General features: G+C 71.3%; 9 protein-coding genes. 5 read left to right on the top strand and 4 right to left on the bottom strand.

The features are described 5' to 3' along the window. The 3 genes from D7V93_RS19960 to D7V93_RS19950 all read right to left on the bottom strand — a co-directional run. Window positions 1-4,878 (bottom strand): non-ribosomal peptide synthetase (locus tag D7V93_RS19960; protein WP_158623796.1); only part of this gene is annotated, 4,878 nt, incomplete at its 3' end. 78 nt (window positions 4,879-4,956) lie between these two features. Further along, complete coding sequence (locus tag D7V93_RS19955) at window positions 4,957-6,780, bottom strand: GNAT family N-acetyltransferase (RefSeq protein ID WP_120644934.1); 1,824 nt, start codon at window positions 6,778-6,780, stop codon at window positions 4,957-4,959. Then, the gene (locus D7V93_RS19950; RefSeq protein WP_120644933.1) at window positions 6,777-8,651 is read right to left on the bottom strand and encodes a DHHA1 domain-containing protein; all 1,875 of its coding nucleotides are present in this window, start codon (window positions 8,649-8,651) and stop codon (window positions 6,777-6,779) included. The genes D7V93_RS19955 and D7V93_RS19950 overlap by 4 nt, the downstream gene beginning before the upstream one ends. 95 nt (window positions 8,652-8,746) lie before the next feature. On the opposite strand from D7V93_RS19950, the gene D7V93_RS19945 reads away from it, so the two are divergent. The 4 genes from D7V93_RS19945 (at window position 8,747) to D7V93_RS19930 (ending at window position 13,904) form a co-directional block, all read left to right on the top strand. Continuing rightward, the gene (locus D7V93_RS19945; RefSeq protein ID WP_120644932.1) at window positions 8,747-9,718 is read left to right on the top strand and encodes a YybH family protein; all 972 of its coding nucleotides are present in this window, start codon (window positions 8,747-8,749) and stop codon (window positions 9,716-9,718) included. Window positions 9,719-9,745: 27 nt separating this feature from the next. Next, window positions 9,746-11,113 carry a hypothetical protein gene (locus D7V93_RS19940; RefSeq protein WP_120644931.1) on the top strand — a complete coding sequence of 456 codons (1,368 nt, stop codon included), beginning with the start codon at window positions 9,746-9,748 and terminating at the stop codon, window positions 11,111-11,113. 66 nt (window positions 11,114-11,179) lie between these two features. Further along, complete coding sequence (locus tag D7V93_RS19935; RefSeq protein ID WP_208723076.1) at window positions 11,180-12,619, top strand: glycoside hydrolase family 6 protein; 1,440 nt, start codon at window positions 11,180-11,182, stop codon at window positions 12,617-12,619. Window positions 12,620-12,698: 79 nt separating this feature from the next. Next, a complete protein-coding gene (locus tag D7V93_RS19930; protein WP_244237389.1) occupies window positions 12,699-13,904 on the top strand; it encodes a serine/threonine-protein kinase in 1,206 nt (401 codons plus the stop codon). A 9-nt stretch (window positions 13,905-13,913) separates the two neighbouring features. Here D7V93_RS19930 and D7V93_RS19925 read toward each other — a convergent pair whose 3' ends face one another. After that, on the bottom strand, window positions 13,914-14,261 hold the full coding sequence (locus tag D7V93_RS19925; protein ID WP_120644929.1) for a helix-turn-helix domain-containing protein: 348 nt from the start codon (window positions 14,259-14,261) through the stop codon (window positions 13,914-13,916). A gap of 145 nt (window positions 14,262-14,406) precedes the next feature. Between D7V93_RS19925 and D7V93_RS19920 the strand changes: the two genes are divergently transcribed. Then, window positions 14,407-15,514, top strand: a 1,108-nt coding sequence (locus D7V93_RS19920) for a serine/threonine-protein kinase (RefSeq protein ID WP_147451244.1), incomplete at its 3' end; no start/stop codon positions are given.

The raw sequence follows: 15,514 nt of genomic DNA, 5'->3' as shown, positions 1-15,514 counted from the left end.
CTCGATGACGGGGGCGGGCAGGGCCTTGCGGTCCACCTTGCCGTTGGGGTTGAGCGGCAGCGCGTCCAGGACGACGAAGGCCGCGGGCACCATGTACTCGGGCAGCGTGCGGCGCAGCCCTTCGCGCAGGTGCGCCGCGTCCAGCGGATGGCCGTCCCGCGCGACGACGTAGGCGACGAGGCGCTTGTCGCCGGGCACGTCCTCGCGTGCCACGACGACGGCCTCCCGCACACCGGGGGCGGCCTGCACCGTGGCCTCCACCTCGCCCAGCTCGATGCGGAAGCCGCGCACCTTCACCTGGAAGTCGGTGCGGCCCAGGTACTCCAGCGTGCCGTCGGGGCGGTAGCGCACGCGGTCGCCCGTCTTGTACATGCGCGCGTCCGGAGGGCCGAAGGGCGCGGGCAGGAAGCGCTCCGCGGTCAGCTCCGGGCGGTGGAGGTAGCCGCGCGACAGCCCCTCTCCGGAGAGGTACAGCTCACCGGGCATGCCCACGGGTACGGGTTGCAGGTGCGCGTCCAGCACGTAGGCGCGGGTGTTGGTCAGCGGCCTGCCGATGGGTGGCACCTCACCAGGGCGCACGCGCGCGAAGGTGGAGTAGGTGGTGTCCTCCGATGGGCCGTAGAGGTTGTAGAGCCGCTGGACGCCGGGCACTTCGTAGACCTGTCGGGCGAGGGACGCGGGCAGCGCCTCGCCCGCGAGGTTGACGGTGCGCACCGACGGGGGCAGCGCGCCCAGGCGCAAGAGCTGCGCCATCGCGGAGGGCACGGTGTTGACGAGGGTGACCTCCGACGCCTGGGGCAGCTCCGCCAGGTGCAGCGCGTTGCGCGCGATGATGACGCGCCCGCCCCGGCTGAGCGGCGCGAAGACCTCAAAGACAGACAGGTCGAAGTTGAGCGATGTGCAGGCGAGCACGCCCTTGAGCTCATCCGCGGAGAAGACGCTGTGCGCCCACGTGAGGAAGGCCACGGCGGCGCGGTGCGGGATGGCCACGCCCTTGGGCCGGCCGGTGCTGCCCGACGTGTAGATGAGGTACGCCAGGTTCTCCGGCAGGGGCGACAGCGTGAGGGATGCATCCGGCGGAGGCAGCAGCGCGTCCTCCGGGTCGTCCAGGCACACCACCTGCGACGCGTGCGGCGGCAGCGCGGCCAGCAGGTGCGAGTGCGCGACGAGCGCGGGCCCCTGCGCGTCCTCCAGCAGGAAGGCCAGCCGCTCGCGCGGGTAGGTGGGGTCGAGCGGTACATACGCCCCGCCCGCCTTGAGGATGCCCAGCATGCCCACGACCATGTCCGCGGAGCGCTCCACGCACAGGCCTACGCGCACCTCCGGGCCCACGCCCAGCGAGCGCAGCCGCCGCGCCAGTTGCTGGGCGCGCGAATCCAGCTCGCGGTAGGTGAGGCGCACCGCGCCGGAGACGACGGCCACCGCGTCCGGCGTGCGGCGCACCTGCGCTTCCACCAGGTGGTGCAGGCACGCGTCGCGCGGGAAGTCCTGGGCATTGTCGTTCCACGTCACCAGCACCCGGTGCCGCTCCTCGGCGGACAGCGAGGCCGAAAGCGGCTCCTGCGACGCCGTGCCCCCGGTGTCCTCCGGCGCGCTCTCCACCGTGAGGGGCTGGAGGGGGAAGCGCTCGCGGGGACGGGCTCGGGCCTCGCGCTCCGCCGGGGCGGACGTGCCCGCGCGGGCTTCGTCCACGCACCGCGCGAGCTGACGCACGGTGGGGTGCTGGAAGAGGACGCGCAATGACAGCTCCACGCCGAACAGCGCGCGCAGCCGGGCGAGGACACGCGTGGCCAAGAGCGAGTTGCCGCCCAGCCGGAACAGGTCGTCCCGTGCGCCCACGTCCTTCACGTTCAGCAGCTCGCCGAAGAGGGCCGCGATGGCCACCTCCGTCGGCGTCTCTGGCATGGCGCGGGCCGCTTCCGGCGCGCGCTCCAGCGTCGGCGCGGGCAGGGCCTTGCGGTCCACCTTGCCGTTGGGGCTGAGCGGCAGTGCGTCCAATACGACGAAGGCGGGCGGCACCATGTACTCCGGCAGCTTCGCCAGCAGGGACGCCTTGAGCGTCTCCACGTCCACCGTGGCCCCGGCGCGGCCCGCGACGTAGGCGACGAGCCGCTTGTCGCCGGGCACGTCCTCTCGCGCGAGCACCACCGCCTGCCGCACGCTGTCGTGCTGCTCCAGCGCGGACTCAATCTCTCCCAGTTCGATGCGCAGGCCGCGCACCTTCACCTGGAAGTCGGCGCGGCCCAGGTACTCCACCTCGCCGTCGGGCAGCCAGCGTGCCACGTCGCCGGTGCGGTACAGCCGCGCGCCGGGTGTGTCGCTGAACGGATCCGGGATGAAGCGCTCGGCGGTGAGGTCCGGGCGCGACTGGTAGCCCCGCCCCACCTGCACGCCGCCGATGAAGAGCTCGCCGGACACGCCCACGGGCACCGGCTGGAGGATGGGGTCGAGGATGCGGATGGCGGTGTTCGCCACGGGCCGGCCGATGGGCACCGAGCGCCGTCCGTCCTGCGGCGTACAGGCGAAGTACGTCACGTCCACGGCCGCCTCGGTCGGGCCGTAGAGGTTGTGCAGCCCCGCGTGCGGCAGCGTCTGGAGGCAGCGCTCCTTGAGCTCCAGGGGCAGCGCCTCGCCGCTGCACACCACCCGGCGCAGCGACGCGCAGCCCGCGGCCTCCGGCTCCTCCAGGAACACCTGGAGCATGGAGGGCACGAAGTGCAGCGTGGTGACGCCCGCCTCGCGGATGAGTCGCGTGAGGTACGCGGGCTCCTGGTGTCCACCGGGCCGCGCGACGACGAGCTTCGCGCCCGTCATCAGCGGCCAGAAGAACTCCCACACCGACACGTCGAAGCTGAACGGCGTCTTCTGGAGCACGACGTCGTCCGCGCCCAGGCGGTACTCCTGCTGCATCCAGCGCAGGCGGTTGCACACGCCCCGGTGCGCGTTCATCGCGCCCTTGGGTCGGCCGGTGCTGCCGGAGGTGAAGATGATGTACGCGAGCGCATCCGGCATCGACGCGCGGGCGGGCGCGTGCGTGGGCAGGCGTGAGAGCGCTTCCGCTTCGGCGTCCACGCACACCACGCGCGCCGCGTGCGGCGGTAGCACGGGCAGCAGGCGCTCCTGCACCAGCAGCACCGTGGGGCGCGCGTCCTCGAACATCCACGCCAGTCGCTGCGGCGGATAGCCCGGGTCGAAGGGCACGTAGGCCCCGCCCGCCTTGAGGACCGCGACCAGCGACACCACCATCTCCAGCGAGCGCTCCAGGCACACGCCTACGCGCGACTCCGGCCCCACGCCCAGCGAGCGCAGGTGGTGCGCGAGCTGGTTGGCGCGCGCCTCCAACTGCGCGTAGGTGAGCGACGCGTCCTCGAACGCGAGCGCCACCCGGTCCGGCGTGCGCGCCACCTGCGCCTCGATGAGCGCGGCCAGGTCCTCTTCCGGATACGCCTCGTGCGCGCCGTGCCAGTCCTTCAGGAGCTGCTGGCGCTCGGCGTCGGACAGGAGGGGCAGGTCGCGCAGGCGCGTGTCCGGGTGCGCCACCGCGCCTTCGAGCACCCGCTGAAGGTGTCCCAACAGCCGCACCATCGTGGGGGCCTCGAAGAGGTCGGTGCTGTACTCGGCGGACAGGCGCAGGCCTTGCGGCAGCTCCGTGGCGTAGAGGGTGAGGTCGTGCTTCGTCGTGTCGGTGGTGACGGGCAGGGCCTCCATGGTGAGGCCGCGCGCCTGGAGCGGCGACGCGGGCGCGCTCTGGTGGATGACCATCACCTGGAACAGCGGCAGGTGGCTGGAGCTGCGCTCGGGCTTGAGCGCCTCCACCAGCTTCTCGAACGGGACGTCCTGGTGCGCCTGGGCCTCCGAGGCGGTGGCGTGCACGTGGTCCATCAGCTCGCGGAAGCGCAGCGCGCCGGACAGGGGCGTGCGCAGCACCAGCGTGTTGATGAACAGGCCAATGAGCCCCTCCAGCTCCGAGCGGCCCCGGCCCGACACCAGCGTGCCCAGCGCCACGTCGTCCTGTTCGGTGTAGCGGTGGATGAGCGCGAGGAAGGCGGACACCACCAGCACGAAGAGCGTCTTGCCGTCGCGCTGGCTGAAGTCCTTGAGCGCCTGGGTGAGCGCCGGGCTGAGCGTGAGGAACTGGCGGGTGCCCCGCGAGCCGAGCGTCGCCGGCCGCGCCTTGTCCGCGGGCAGCTCCAGCCGCGCCTCCGGATCCAGCTTCCCGCGCCAGTAGGCCAGCTGCGCCTCCAGCACGTCTCCCTTCAGCCACTCGCGCTGCCACGCGGCGAAGTCCGCGTATTGCAGCGGCAGGTCCGAGAGCTTCGCGGGCGCGCCCTCCACGGCGGCGACGTAGAAGAGGGCCAGCTCCCGCACCAGCACGCCCATGGACCAGCCGTCCGCGATGGCGTGGTGCAGGTTGAGCAGCAGCAGGTGCTCGTGGCCGGACAGCCAGTAGAGCGTGGCGCGCACCAGCGGGCCCTCGGACAGCGCGAAGGGACGCTGGGCCTCCGTGGTGACGTCCGCCCACGCGCGCTGCTCACGCTCCGCCTCCGCCACGTCGCGCAGGTCGCGGTGCTCCAGCGACAGCGTGAGCGATGGAGCAATGACCTGGACGGGCTGGCCCTCGTGTTCGCGCAAGGTCGTGCGCAGCGTCTCATGGCGGTCCACCAGCGCCTGGAGGCCTTGCTGGAGCGCGTCGCGGTCCAGCTCTCCTGTCAGGCGCACCACCGCGGGCATGTTGAACAGCGCGCTGCCGGGGCTCCACTGGTCCAGGAACCACATCCGCTCCTGGGAGAACGAGGGCGGCGCCTGGCGGGCCTTGCGTGCCTTGTCGCGCAGCAGCTGGGCCAGCTTCGCGCGCTTCTCATCCGGGGTCTGGGCCATGTCGGGCACACCTCGCTGCTCGCGCCGGTGTCGCCGGACGCAGGAATGTTTCGCTGCTCTTGCGCTGGACGTCGCGGACTACGGCGGAGCGGCCAGCCGCGTCTGCAGGAAGCCTCGGGCCCGCTCCAGCACCGCGCTCACGTCTTCCCCCAGGGCGCCTTCCGCCCACGCCAGCTCCGGCCCGCCGTCGGTCCCGCCCTCCACCGTCGGCGCCATCCGCGCCAGGAGCTGGTTCGCCTCCACGCCGCGCTCCACGAGCTGGGACGTCATCGCGGTGACGAGCTCCAGGGTGCCGCCGCGCGTGGCCGTCAGCGCGACGGCGGTGGGCGCCGCGGTCTTGCGCAGCAGCTCCGCCAGCGTGCGCGGCTGATGCTCCGGCGACTCCCCCAGGTGGTGGCACACCACGGTGGTGTCCCCCACGGTGGGGGCGCTCTCCAGCAGGTGGCGCACCAGCTCCGCGCGCTGGGCCCGCTGGGCCTTCTTGCGGTTCTTCTTGTCGGACTGCTGTTCGCGGCCCAACTGCTCCAGCCGCTCGCGCAGCACCGCGACGCGGTGGCGGGGGAGCTGCTCGTCCTCCAGCCGCTTGCCCAGTGCGTCCAGGAGGTGCACGCGCTCCAGCCCGCTCAGCTCCGAGGCATCCTCCAGCCCGCGCTCCAGGGACTCGAGCTCCTGGCGCAGCAGCGCCACCGACTCGCGGGGGCTGAGGATGGGGGGCGCGAACGTGTCGGGGATTCCGTCGAAGCCGATCACGTTGGCCTCGCCGTCCACCTGGTGCAGGCGCTTGCGGCTGAAGGGCAGCAGCGATTCGTTGCCCAGCTTCGCCGCCAGCCGCCACGCGAGGTGGCGGTACGAGGGCAGGTGGCGCAGGTACACGGCGTTGTAGCGCGGCAGCGGGCGGTCCCCGCGCAGCGTCTTGAATTGATCCGCGCCGCCGCCTGTTTCGATGGCGATGCCCCGGTCCAGGGCCTCCATCATCAGCAGGTTGTTGAGCAGCCGGTACAGGCCCACCTCCTGCGGCACCGACAGGTCGTAGCCGGACACGGGCGAATAGACGACGTCGTCCTTCACCGCGATGCCGTAGAACATGTCGATGCGGCCGTCCTTCACCAGCAGGCGCAGCGGGATGAGCGTCCCCTTCAGCGCGTCCTCGAAGTACGCCACGTTGACGGGCGGGTTCGTCGTGTACTTCTCCCGGTGCAGCATCCGGTACAGCTCCGCGAGCCGGGGCGCGCAGCCGGGCACGTCCCGGGCGTCCACCAACTGGTAGCCGGACGTCTCCAAGAGGCGCGCGTCCCGGCGGCGGTTCTCCCGCGCGCGCCGGTCCAGCTCCAGCCCGAAGGGCAGGAGCATGCGCGTGTGCGTCATGTATGAGAATTCATAGCCCTGCCCCTTCAGCGCGTTGAGCAGCGGCGAGTGCGTGGCCGGGTTCAGCGCCATGAAGGCAAGCGCGTATGCGGGAAACTGCGCGGTGAGGAACTCCGTCATCCGCCGCGTCTGGTCCGCCGTCAGGTTCGCGCCCATGTTGCGCAGCGAAGGCCAGGTGTCCACCTGGATGCACTTGTCCAGCCGCGTGGCCTTCATCACCGCGCCCACGCCCCAGAGCGCGGTGCTGGCGGTGAAGCCCGCCAGGGGCTTCCAGTTGCCCGTCTTGATGGCCCGGCGCTGGCTGCCGATGTACCGCTCGTACATCGAGAACAGGTAGGAGTTGTTCCCCGAACCCTCGGTGAGGGACAGCGGGATGAGCAGGTCGTCCATGCCCAGCAGCAGCATGCGCGCCCGGTCGTCGAACCACGGCTGGGGGCCGTGCCGCACGAGGGGCACGAGGAAGCCCTTCGCCGCGCGGCCCTCCTCGGTGTCGGGGAAGGGGGCCGTGTCGATGTTCGCTTCGTCGTAGAGGATCATTGACGCTCATCCGGGGAGCGCCCGGGGACCCCGCTGGCAGCACCCTCCAGCACCGTCCCCGACAGGTGCGACTGCACGTACTGCCGCGCGGCGGTGAGCGCCGCGTCGATGCCGTCCGCGCGCGAGCCTCCGCCCCACGCCACCTCCGGCGACCCGCCGCCCTTGCCGTCCACGCAGGGCGCGGCCTTCGCCATGAGCTGGCCCGCGTCCAGGCCCAGGCCGCGCAGCGCCTCGCTCGCCGCCGTCACCAGCACCACCTTGTCGCCGCGCGTGGCGGTGAGCACCACCCCCACGCTTCCGGCCGCCTGCCGCAGCGCCTCCACCAGCGCCTTGAGGTGTGGTGCGGGCGCGTCGCCCAGGTGCGCGGCGACGAGCGCCGTGTCGCCCCAGCGCGTCGCGTCCTGCAGGAGCTGACGGGCGTGTTCGACCGGAGGCACGGCCGCGGCCGAGGTGGCCTGGGCGGGCTTGCGGCGCGCCTCCTGCTCCAGCCGGGTCAGCCGCTCGCGCAGCGCGACCACGCGGGGCATGGGCTGGGGCCAGTTGTGCAGGGTCTGCGACAGCGGCGCCAGCTCGCGCAGCCGCGCCTCTCCCTCCAGCCGGGAGGCCGCCTCCAGCGCCGCTTCCAATGCGTCCACCTGCTCGCGCAGCGTCCGCGCGGCTTCGAGTGGCGTCTGGCCGGTGGGCGGGGTGAAGGGCAGTTGCAGCGGACCGAAGCCGACGATGCCGTCCCCGTCGATCCTCCGCAGCATGGCGCCCGAGGCGGGCCGCACGGCGTCGTTGGCGTAGCGCTGAAGCATGCGCCACGCCAGCTTGCGCGGGCCGGCCAGGTGCTTCGTGTAGACGGCGCTCCAGCGGGGCACCGGGACGGAGCCGCGCAGGCTCTTGAAGGGGTCCGCGCCCGGCCCCAGCTCGATGGTCTGGCCCACGTCCAGCGCGTCCTGCATGAGCTGGTACACGAGCCCGCGGTACAGGCCCACCTCCTGCGGCAGCGACAGGTCGTAGCCGAACAGGGGCGACCACAGCACGTCGTCGTGGACGTGGTGGGCGTAGAAGCCGTCCACCCGGCCGTCCTTCACCGCGAGGCGGTACTCGAGGATGCGCTCGCGCAGCGTCCACTCGAAGAACGCCTCCGTGTACTGGAGGTTCGTGTGGTACTTGCCGCCGTTGAGCGCGCGGTAGAGCTCCATCAGCCGGCGCTCGCAGCCGGGCACCTCGCGCCCGTCCACGATGCGGTAGCCGGCGGCCTCCAGCAGCCGCCCGTCCCGGCGCCGGTTCTCCCGCACCTGCCGGGTGACGTCCGCCTGCGTGGGCAGCAGCACGCGCGTGTGCGCCCCGTACACGAAGTCATAGCCCCGTCCGGCCAGCGTGTTGAGCAGGGGCGAATAGCTCGCCGGGTTGAGCGCCAGGAACACGATGGCGTGGCCGGGGAACTGCTCCACCAGGAAGTCGGTGAGGCGCGCCACCTGGGCGTCGTCGAACTGCGTGCTGAGGTTGCGCAGCACCAGCCAGTGGTCCACGTAGACGCACTTGTCGATGCGGCCCGCCTTCAGCATCGCGCCCAGCGTCTTCATCCCTCCGCGCATGACCCCCGCGCGCACCGCGCCATACGCCTGCGCCGTCACCCCTGTCAGCTGCAGGCTGATGTAGCGCGCGTAGGTGGAATGCAGCGCGGAGTTGTCGTACTCCGCGTCGTTGACCGCCAGGGGGATGCGCAGGTCGTCCATCTCCACCAGCCGCAGGGTGGTGCGGTCGGAGAGGTAGGCCGTGCTGCCCTGCTTCATCAGTGGGACGAAGTAGTCCCGCGCGAGGCGCCCCAGCGGGGTCTCGGGCCAGGTGCACGCGTCGACGTTGCGCTCGTCATAGAGAATCATGAATAAGTCACGATTGCGTGTATCGCGGGACGAATCAAGGTAGGCGAGTAGGGCCTGATTCACCGGCTCTGCAGGTCTGGAAAAGGAAGAGGACAATGAATCGGATTTTCGCGGGAGTGCTGGTCATGGCATCGCTGGGCGCGATGGGATGCAGTGGGGCGGGAAGCACCGGAGCGAGCCCCGACGCGCGGTCGCGCTCGGCCTCACTGTCCGTGTCCGACGCGCGAGGTCGGCTGCGGGAGGCGGACCAGGCCATGTCGGACGCCAGCGCGAAGGCGGGCTCCGCGCAGGGGTTCGCGCAGTTCCTCGCGGAGGACGCGGTGATGCTCGTGGACGGGGAGTACGCGCTCCGGGGGCGCGACGCCATCCAGGCCTGGCTGACCGCGCATCCGCTGGAGCAGGGCGGCACGGTGCACTGGGAGCCGGTGCGCTGGGACGTGAGCGCGGACGGGACGCTGGGCTATTCCGTGGGGCACTCGACGGTGGACGCGGCGGGCGCGACGGCGAAGTCGCTGGGGCGCTACATCTCCATGTGGAGGCAGCAGCCGGACGGAGCGTGGCGGGTGGCGGTGATGGTGCGCAACGCCGCGAAGACGCCCATGACGCCGCCGACGGGCTTCTCCGCGTCGCACACGCTGCCGGCCGCCGCGCCGCGCACGCTGGCGAAGGACGCGGTGCTCGCGGAGGCGAAGGCCGCGGACAGCGCCTTCTCCGAGCTGTCCACGAAGGAGGGCATGGGCAAGGCGTTCATCACCTACGCCGCCGAGGACGCGGTGCTGCTGGGCGGCCCGGCGGGCCTCTTCGGCCGTGAAGCCATCGCGCAGGCCTACACCCCGTTCACGCTCGACAAGATCGACCTGCGCTGGGAGCCGGTGCTGGGCGACGCGGCGGCGTCCGGGGACCTCGCGTACACGGTGGGCCGCGCCGTTGCTTCGGGCAAGAACGCCGAAGGCAAGCCGGAGACGGACTACGTGAAGTACCTCACCGTGTGGCGCCGGCAGGCGGATGGACAGTGGCGCTACGTCACCGACGGCGGCAACTCCAACCCCGGCCCGCAGGGGCCCTGACGCCGCGTCTTTCCCCGGAGCCTTCGCATGCCCCGCGCCCCGCTGTCCGACGCCATCGCCTTCTACGACGACCTGCTGAAGGGCGACGTGCTGCGCCGCACCCAGGAGCTGCTCCAGCGCACCTCGGAGGCGAAGCGCATCACGTATGGCGGGCGCGTGCTGGCCCACGCGCTGCGTCCGCACTTCGTCACCCCGGAGGCGCACGCGGAGCTGCGGCGGGCCGCGTCCGCGGTGGGGCAGGCGCTGGAGGAGGTAGCGGCGCGCGCGGCGACGGATGCGGCCTTCCGCGAGTCGCTGCACCCGCAGGGCTGGGAGGAGCTGCTGCTGCCCGTGGACGGCGGGCGCCCGGGGCTCGCCACCATCGGCAGGCTGGACGGCTTCGTCGGTCCGGACGGCGTCATCCGCTTCATCGAATACAACCCGGACCCGGGGGGCCCCATCAACTCCCACCACCTGGGCGAGGCCTTCGACGTCTCGCCCGCGATGGAGGCCTTCGCGAAGCGCTACGACGTCGTCCGTCCCGCCACCGCGCCCCACCTCATCCCCTCCCTCACCGCGCTCAACGCGCGCGCCGGACGCAGCGGCCCTCCCAACCTGGCGCTCTTCGGCCCGCCGGGACCCGACGACTCCGACGAGGAGGCGGTGTACCGGGACTACCTGGAGGCGAATGGCTGCCCCCTGCGCATCGTCACCTCCGAGGACGACTGGACGTACGCGAACGGCGTGCTGCGCGTGGGGGACTTCCGGGTGGATGTCATCACCTTCATCTCCTCCGTCGGCTTCGGCGGGCTGGTGGTGGGGTGCGGCCCGGATCATCCCGTCATGCGCGCCATCACCGACGGCGCGGCGAACTTCATGAACGGGCTGTTCCGCAGCACCATGCTGCGCAGCAAGACGCTCTTCGCGGCCCTGAGCCGCATGGCGGACGAGGGCGCCTTCGGCGCGGAGCGGGACGCCCTCCTGAAGAAGCACATCCCGTGGACGCGCGTGGTGCGCGAGGGGATGACCCCGCGCGACGGCGCGCGCGTGGACCTGGTGCCGTACGTGGCGGCGCACCGGGAGCACCTGGTGCTCAAGCCCGCCTTCGACTACGGCGGCCGGGGCGTCACGCTGGGCTGGCAGACGGACGCGGACACCTGGAGCGCCACGCTCAAGCAGGCCCTGGAGGAGACCTGGGTCGTGCAGGAGCGCATCCCGCTGGTGAAGACCGCCTGGCCCGTGCTCGACGGCGGACAGGTGCGGTACGAGGAGTGGCACTCGGACCTGAACCCGTTCCTGTGGAACGGCGGCCGGCCGGAGGGCTTCCTCGTGCGGCTGTCCTCCTCCGCCATGCTCAACCTCGCGCAGGGGGGAAGCCTCACGCCGCTGGTTGTGGTAGATACCGGAAAAAGCTGAAATCTCTTGTCTCCGTGACAGGCCTTCCGCATGAATGGTGCCTCCCCCCGTGGTGAGGAGTGCCCCATGAATCCCCCTGGTTTCTTCCGGTGGCTGTCATTGCCCGCAGTGCTGCTGTCCTGTGGTCCCGCGGTGCCTGAAACCCAGGCGGACGCGCCGGTGGCGGTGGAGCAGGCGGCGCTCATCGAGCTGCTCTCCAATGGCAACTTCAACAACGGCACGACGGCGCCGTGGTGGAACAACGCGAGCACGCAGTCACGCGTGGAGAATGGCCAGTGGCGCGTGGACGTGGCGGCGAACACGGCCAACCCGTGGGACGCCATCGTGGGGCAGAGCGGCCTGACGCTGGTGGCGGGGCAGGCGTACACGCTGGCCTTCACGGCCACGGCGACGGCGGGCATTACCGCGCGCGTGACGGTGCAGCAGGACGTCGCGCCGTACGCGACGACGCTCAGCCAGTCCTTCACGTTGGACGGCACGTCACGGCGCATCAGCTTCCCCTTCACGTCCTCGCTGTCCACGGGGCAGGGCCAGGTGACGTTCCAGTTGGGCGGGCGGGCCAGCGCCGTCACGGTGCGGCTGGATGACGTGTCGCTCACCACCGAGGGCGGGTCGACGGGCTCCGGCCCGGTGGCGATGACGAGTGGCTTCTACGTGGACCCCAACTCCAACCCGGCGGTCTGGGTGCGCGCCAACGGTGGGGACGGCCGCGCGGCGCGCATCAACGCCTCTATTGCCAGCAAGCCGATGGCGCGCTGGTTCGGCAACTGGAGTGGGGACATCACGCAGGCGGTGTCGGGCTTCGTGGGCGCGGCGGACGCGGCGGACAAGCTGCCGGTGCTGGTGGCCTACAACATCCCTGGCCGCGACTGCGGCAGCCACTCCGGCGGCGGTGCGGGCAGCCCGGAGGCGTACCGCGCGTGGATCTCCGCGTTCGCGGCGGGTCTGGGCAACCGGCCCGCGGTCGTCATCATCGAACCCGACGCCGTCGCGCAGCTGGACTGCCTGCCCAACGACACGGAGCGCCAGACGCGGCTGGGTCTGCTGCGCTACGCCACCGAGCAGCTCCGCGACCGCGCGCCCAACACCTGGGCGTACCTGGACGGCGGCAACGCGCGATGGATTGGCGCCGACACGATGGCGCAGCGACTGGAGTCCGCGGGCGTGCGCAACGTGCGCGGCTTCGCGCTCAACGTGTCCAACTTCTACCCCACCGGCGAGTCCGCCACGTACGGCGGCGCGGTGAACTCCGCGCTTTCCAGCCGCTACGGCTACACGCGGCAGTTCGTCGTGGACACCAGCCGCAACGGCAACGGCTCCAACGGCGAGTGGTGCAACCCGGCGGGCCGCAAGCTGGGCACGCCCTCGCAGACGGGCGGCGGCGCGGAGCTGCTGCTGTGGGTGAAGGTGCCGGGAGACTCGGATGGCCAGTGCGGCATCGCGCCAGGCACGCCCGCGGGCCAGTTCAGCCCGGACCTGGCGAACCGGCTGATTGACGGAACCTGAGGGCTACGGGCTGGACGGGTCTTGATCGAGGTCGTGTGGCAGGTAGACTCATGAGGTCTAGTCATCGAAATGAGGCCACTTGCAGACCACCGACCGCATCAACCCGTCCAGCCGGGATGCGCCCACGTCTCGCCCACAGCGGCTTCCCTTCGGGCCCGAGCGCTCGCACTTCCTCTTCCAGATCGCTGACACCCGCTACGACTTCCTTCGCACCGTGGACCGCCGTCCGAATGGCGAGGTGTTGATGCTGGCCGAGCGCCATGAGCCGCGCGGTCTGCCGGGTCCTGTCTTCGTCAAGCGGCTGCACACTCCGGCCACGCGGGAGCGGCGCCACCGGCTGCTGGAGGAAGTGCAACTGGCCTACCGCCTGCGCCATCCCGCGATCGCCCAGGTGCACCACTTCAAGGTCCACGAGCGCAAACCCTACGTCGTGATGGAATACGTGGACGGCCCGTCCCTGGACACGGTGCTGTGCCTGATGGCCATGCGGGAGCGCCCCGTGTCCGTGGCCTTCGCCCTCTTCGTGGGGGCCGAACTGGCGGATGCGCTGGACCACGCCCATTCACTCACCGACGGCACGGGTCGCCCCCTGGGGCTGGTGCATCGCGACGTCAGCCCACGCAACGTGAGGATTGCCCGGGACGGCACGGTAAAGCTGACGCACTTCGGTGCCGCCTACTCCCACCTGGTGGGCCGCGAGGAGACGCAAGGCCAGCTCCTCAAGGGCGACGTGGCGTATGCCTCGCCCGAGTATCTGCGGGGAGAAGCGCTGACGCCCGCCTCGGACCTCTTCTCCCTGGGGCTCTCGCTGCTGGAGCTGGCCACGGGACGCCACCTCTTCCAGGACGCGATGGAAGGTGGCGCGGCGGGGGATGGCCCCTCCCGTCACGGCCTCCAGGTGGAGGAAGAACCGTCCCTGCCGCTGACGTGCATGCTGGAGCAGGTCCAGCGCTACACGTCCCAGGACGTGGCCCGCGCGGTGGCGGGGCTGCCCGTGGCGTTCGGCGCCGCACTCCAGCAGTCCCTCAGGCGCGAGCCTGGGGAGCGCCCCGGGACCGCTGGCGCCCTGCGGGATGCGCTGCGGGAGGGGCTTGCCTGGGAGCAGCAACAACATGGAGGGGGCGCGCTGTATGGGCGGAAGGAGGTGGCGAAGGAGCTGGCCTGCCTCATCGCCGACGCCAGCTCCGTCCGCGACCAGGTGGAGCTGGAGGACGAAGACCTCTTCCCCGCAGGACTGGACGCCCATGAGCTGACGCCGCCGTCTTTCCGAAAGCCCCGGGGGTAGGCAGGCGCTTCAGCGCGACAAGGCGCGGGCCATGGTGACGAGCGCGTCCAGTTGCTCTTCCTCCAATTCGCGCGCCAGTGTCATCAGCCGCCGCAGGGCCGCAGGCTCCTTCCGGGCCTCGCGGCGGGCGTCCGTGTCCGGCCGCGCCAGTCCCAGCAGTTCATCGGTGGTCACGCGCAACGCCATGCTCAGCCGGCACAACATCGTGGCGCTGGGCACCATCTTTCCCCGCTCCACGCGGCTGTAGACCATGGTGTTCATCCCTACGGCGGCGGCGACCTCCGCTTGCGTCAGGCCGAGCCTTGCTCGGGCTTCGCGCGCGGCCTTGCCTACCTTCATGCCCAGTTGTTCGTCCATGCGTGGGGGGAGCGTAACGGAAAGTCCATGGCGTGGCCGGCGGAACACGAATCGACTTGAGAGGTATTCATGGTGATAGACTTCTGATTTCCATGGGAGTCATCGCGACGCGGAGCGAAGGCTTCCAGGCGCCGAGGGCGGAAGCGTGAACGGCCAGCACATCGTGGACCTGCTGCCGGGCACGGACGTGGGTGGCTTCATCGTGGAGACGCTGCTCGGGCGGGGTGCCAGTGGCGCGGTCTACCGTGCCCGGCGCGGAGGCGAGTCCTTCGCGTTGAAGCTCCAGGCGCATCCGGGGATGGGAAGCTGGGCGGAGCGCGAGGTGTCCATCCTCATGCGCCTGGAGCACCCCAACGTGGTGGGCTTCCGGCACTGCGGGCTGCATCCGGAGAAGCAGCCCATCTGGTTCTATCTGGCCATGGAGCTGGTGGAGGGGCGCACGCTGCACCGGTGGGTGCGCGAAGAGAACCCCAGCGCCCGACGGGTGGTGGCGCTGATGCGGAACCTGGCGCACGGCCTTGATGCGCTCCACGGCAAGCAGGCGCTGCACCGGGACATCAAGGAGGCCAACATCCAGGTGCGGGAGGCCACCGGTGAGGCGGTGCTGCTGGACGTTGGCGTCGGACACTATGCAGGTGCGCTCCGGCTGACCCAGGGCATCCTGCCGCCGGGCACGCCGCAGTACCGCAGTCCGGAGGCGCTGGCCTTTCGCCGTGAGCGCGGGCGACAGGAGGACGCGCATTACGAGGCCACGCGCGCTGACGACCTGTATGCGCTGGGGGTGGTCCTCTACTGGATGCTCACGGACCGGCATCCCTTCGAAGCGCCCGTCACCGCCACGGAAGTGGAGACCCTCATCCGTGAACCCCCGGTGCCGCCCCATTTGCGCAACCCGCGCGTGCCGGAGGCCGTGAGCCTGCTGTGTCTGCGCTTGCTGGCGAAGACGCCCGAGGCGCGCGGTGAGGGCGCGCGGGCCCTGGACGAAGCGCTGGCGGCGCTGGTGATGGATGACACGTGGGATGTATCGCTGCTCCCGGACGTGGCGGAAGCCCCTCCGGCGCCGATGCCCCGGGATGAAGCCGAGGAGCACGAAGCCTGGATGGCGCACGGCGAGGCGCTGGGACCGCCCCGCAGGGGGAAGGTGCCCCTGCCGCCAGTCCTCCCCCTGTCTGTGAATGCGCGGGTGTCCCGACGCTTCGTTCATCCGACAGGGGCATCGTGGAAGGGGTGGGGGCTGCTGGCGTGCGTGATGG

It is taken from the genome of Corallococcus llansteffanensis (genome assembly GCF_003612055.1).
In the GTDB taxonomy this organism is placed as follows: Bacteria; Myxococcota; Myxococcia; order Myxococcales; family Myxococcaceae; genus Corallococcus; species Corallococcus llansteffanensis.
This window is presented reverse-complemented; position numbering and strand designations above follow the sequence as displayed.

What these genes read in the sequence shown, in the direction of transcription:
- D7V93_RS19945 (WP_120644932.1), top strand. Translation starts at nt 8,747, where the DNA reads ATGAATCGGATTTTCGCGGGAGTGCTGGTCATGGCATCGCTGGGCGCG.
- D7V93_RS19935 (WP_208723076.1), top strand. Translation starts at nt 11,180, where the DNA reads ATGAATCCCCCTGGTTTCTTCCGGTGGCTGTCATTGCCCGCAGTGCTG.
- D7V93_RS19940 (WP_120644931.1), top strand. Translation starts at nt 9,746, where the DNA reads ATGCCCCGCGCCCCGCTGTCCGACGCCATCGCCTTCTACGACGACCTG.
- D7V93_RS19955 (WP_120644934.1), bottom strand. Translation starts at nt 6,780, where the DNA reads ATGATCCTCTACGACGAAGCGAACATCGACACGGCCCCCTTCCCCGAC.
- D7V93_RS19925 (WP_120644929.1), bottom strand. Translation starts at nt 14,261, where the DNA reads ATGGACGAACAACTGGGCATGAAGGTAGGCAAGGCCGCGCGCGAAGCC.
- D7V93_RS19950 (WP_120644933.1), bottom strand. Translation starts at nt 8,651, where the DNA reads ATGATTCTCTATGACGAGCGCAACGTCGACGCGTGCACCTGGCCCGAG.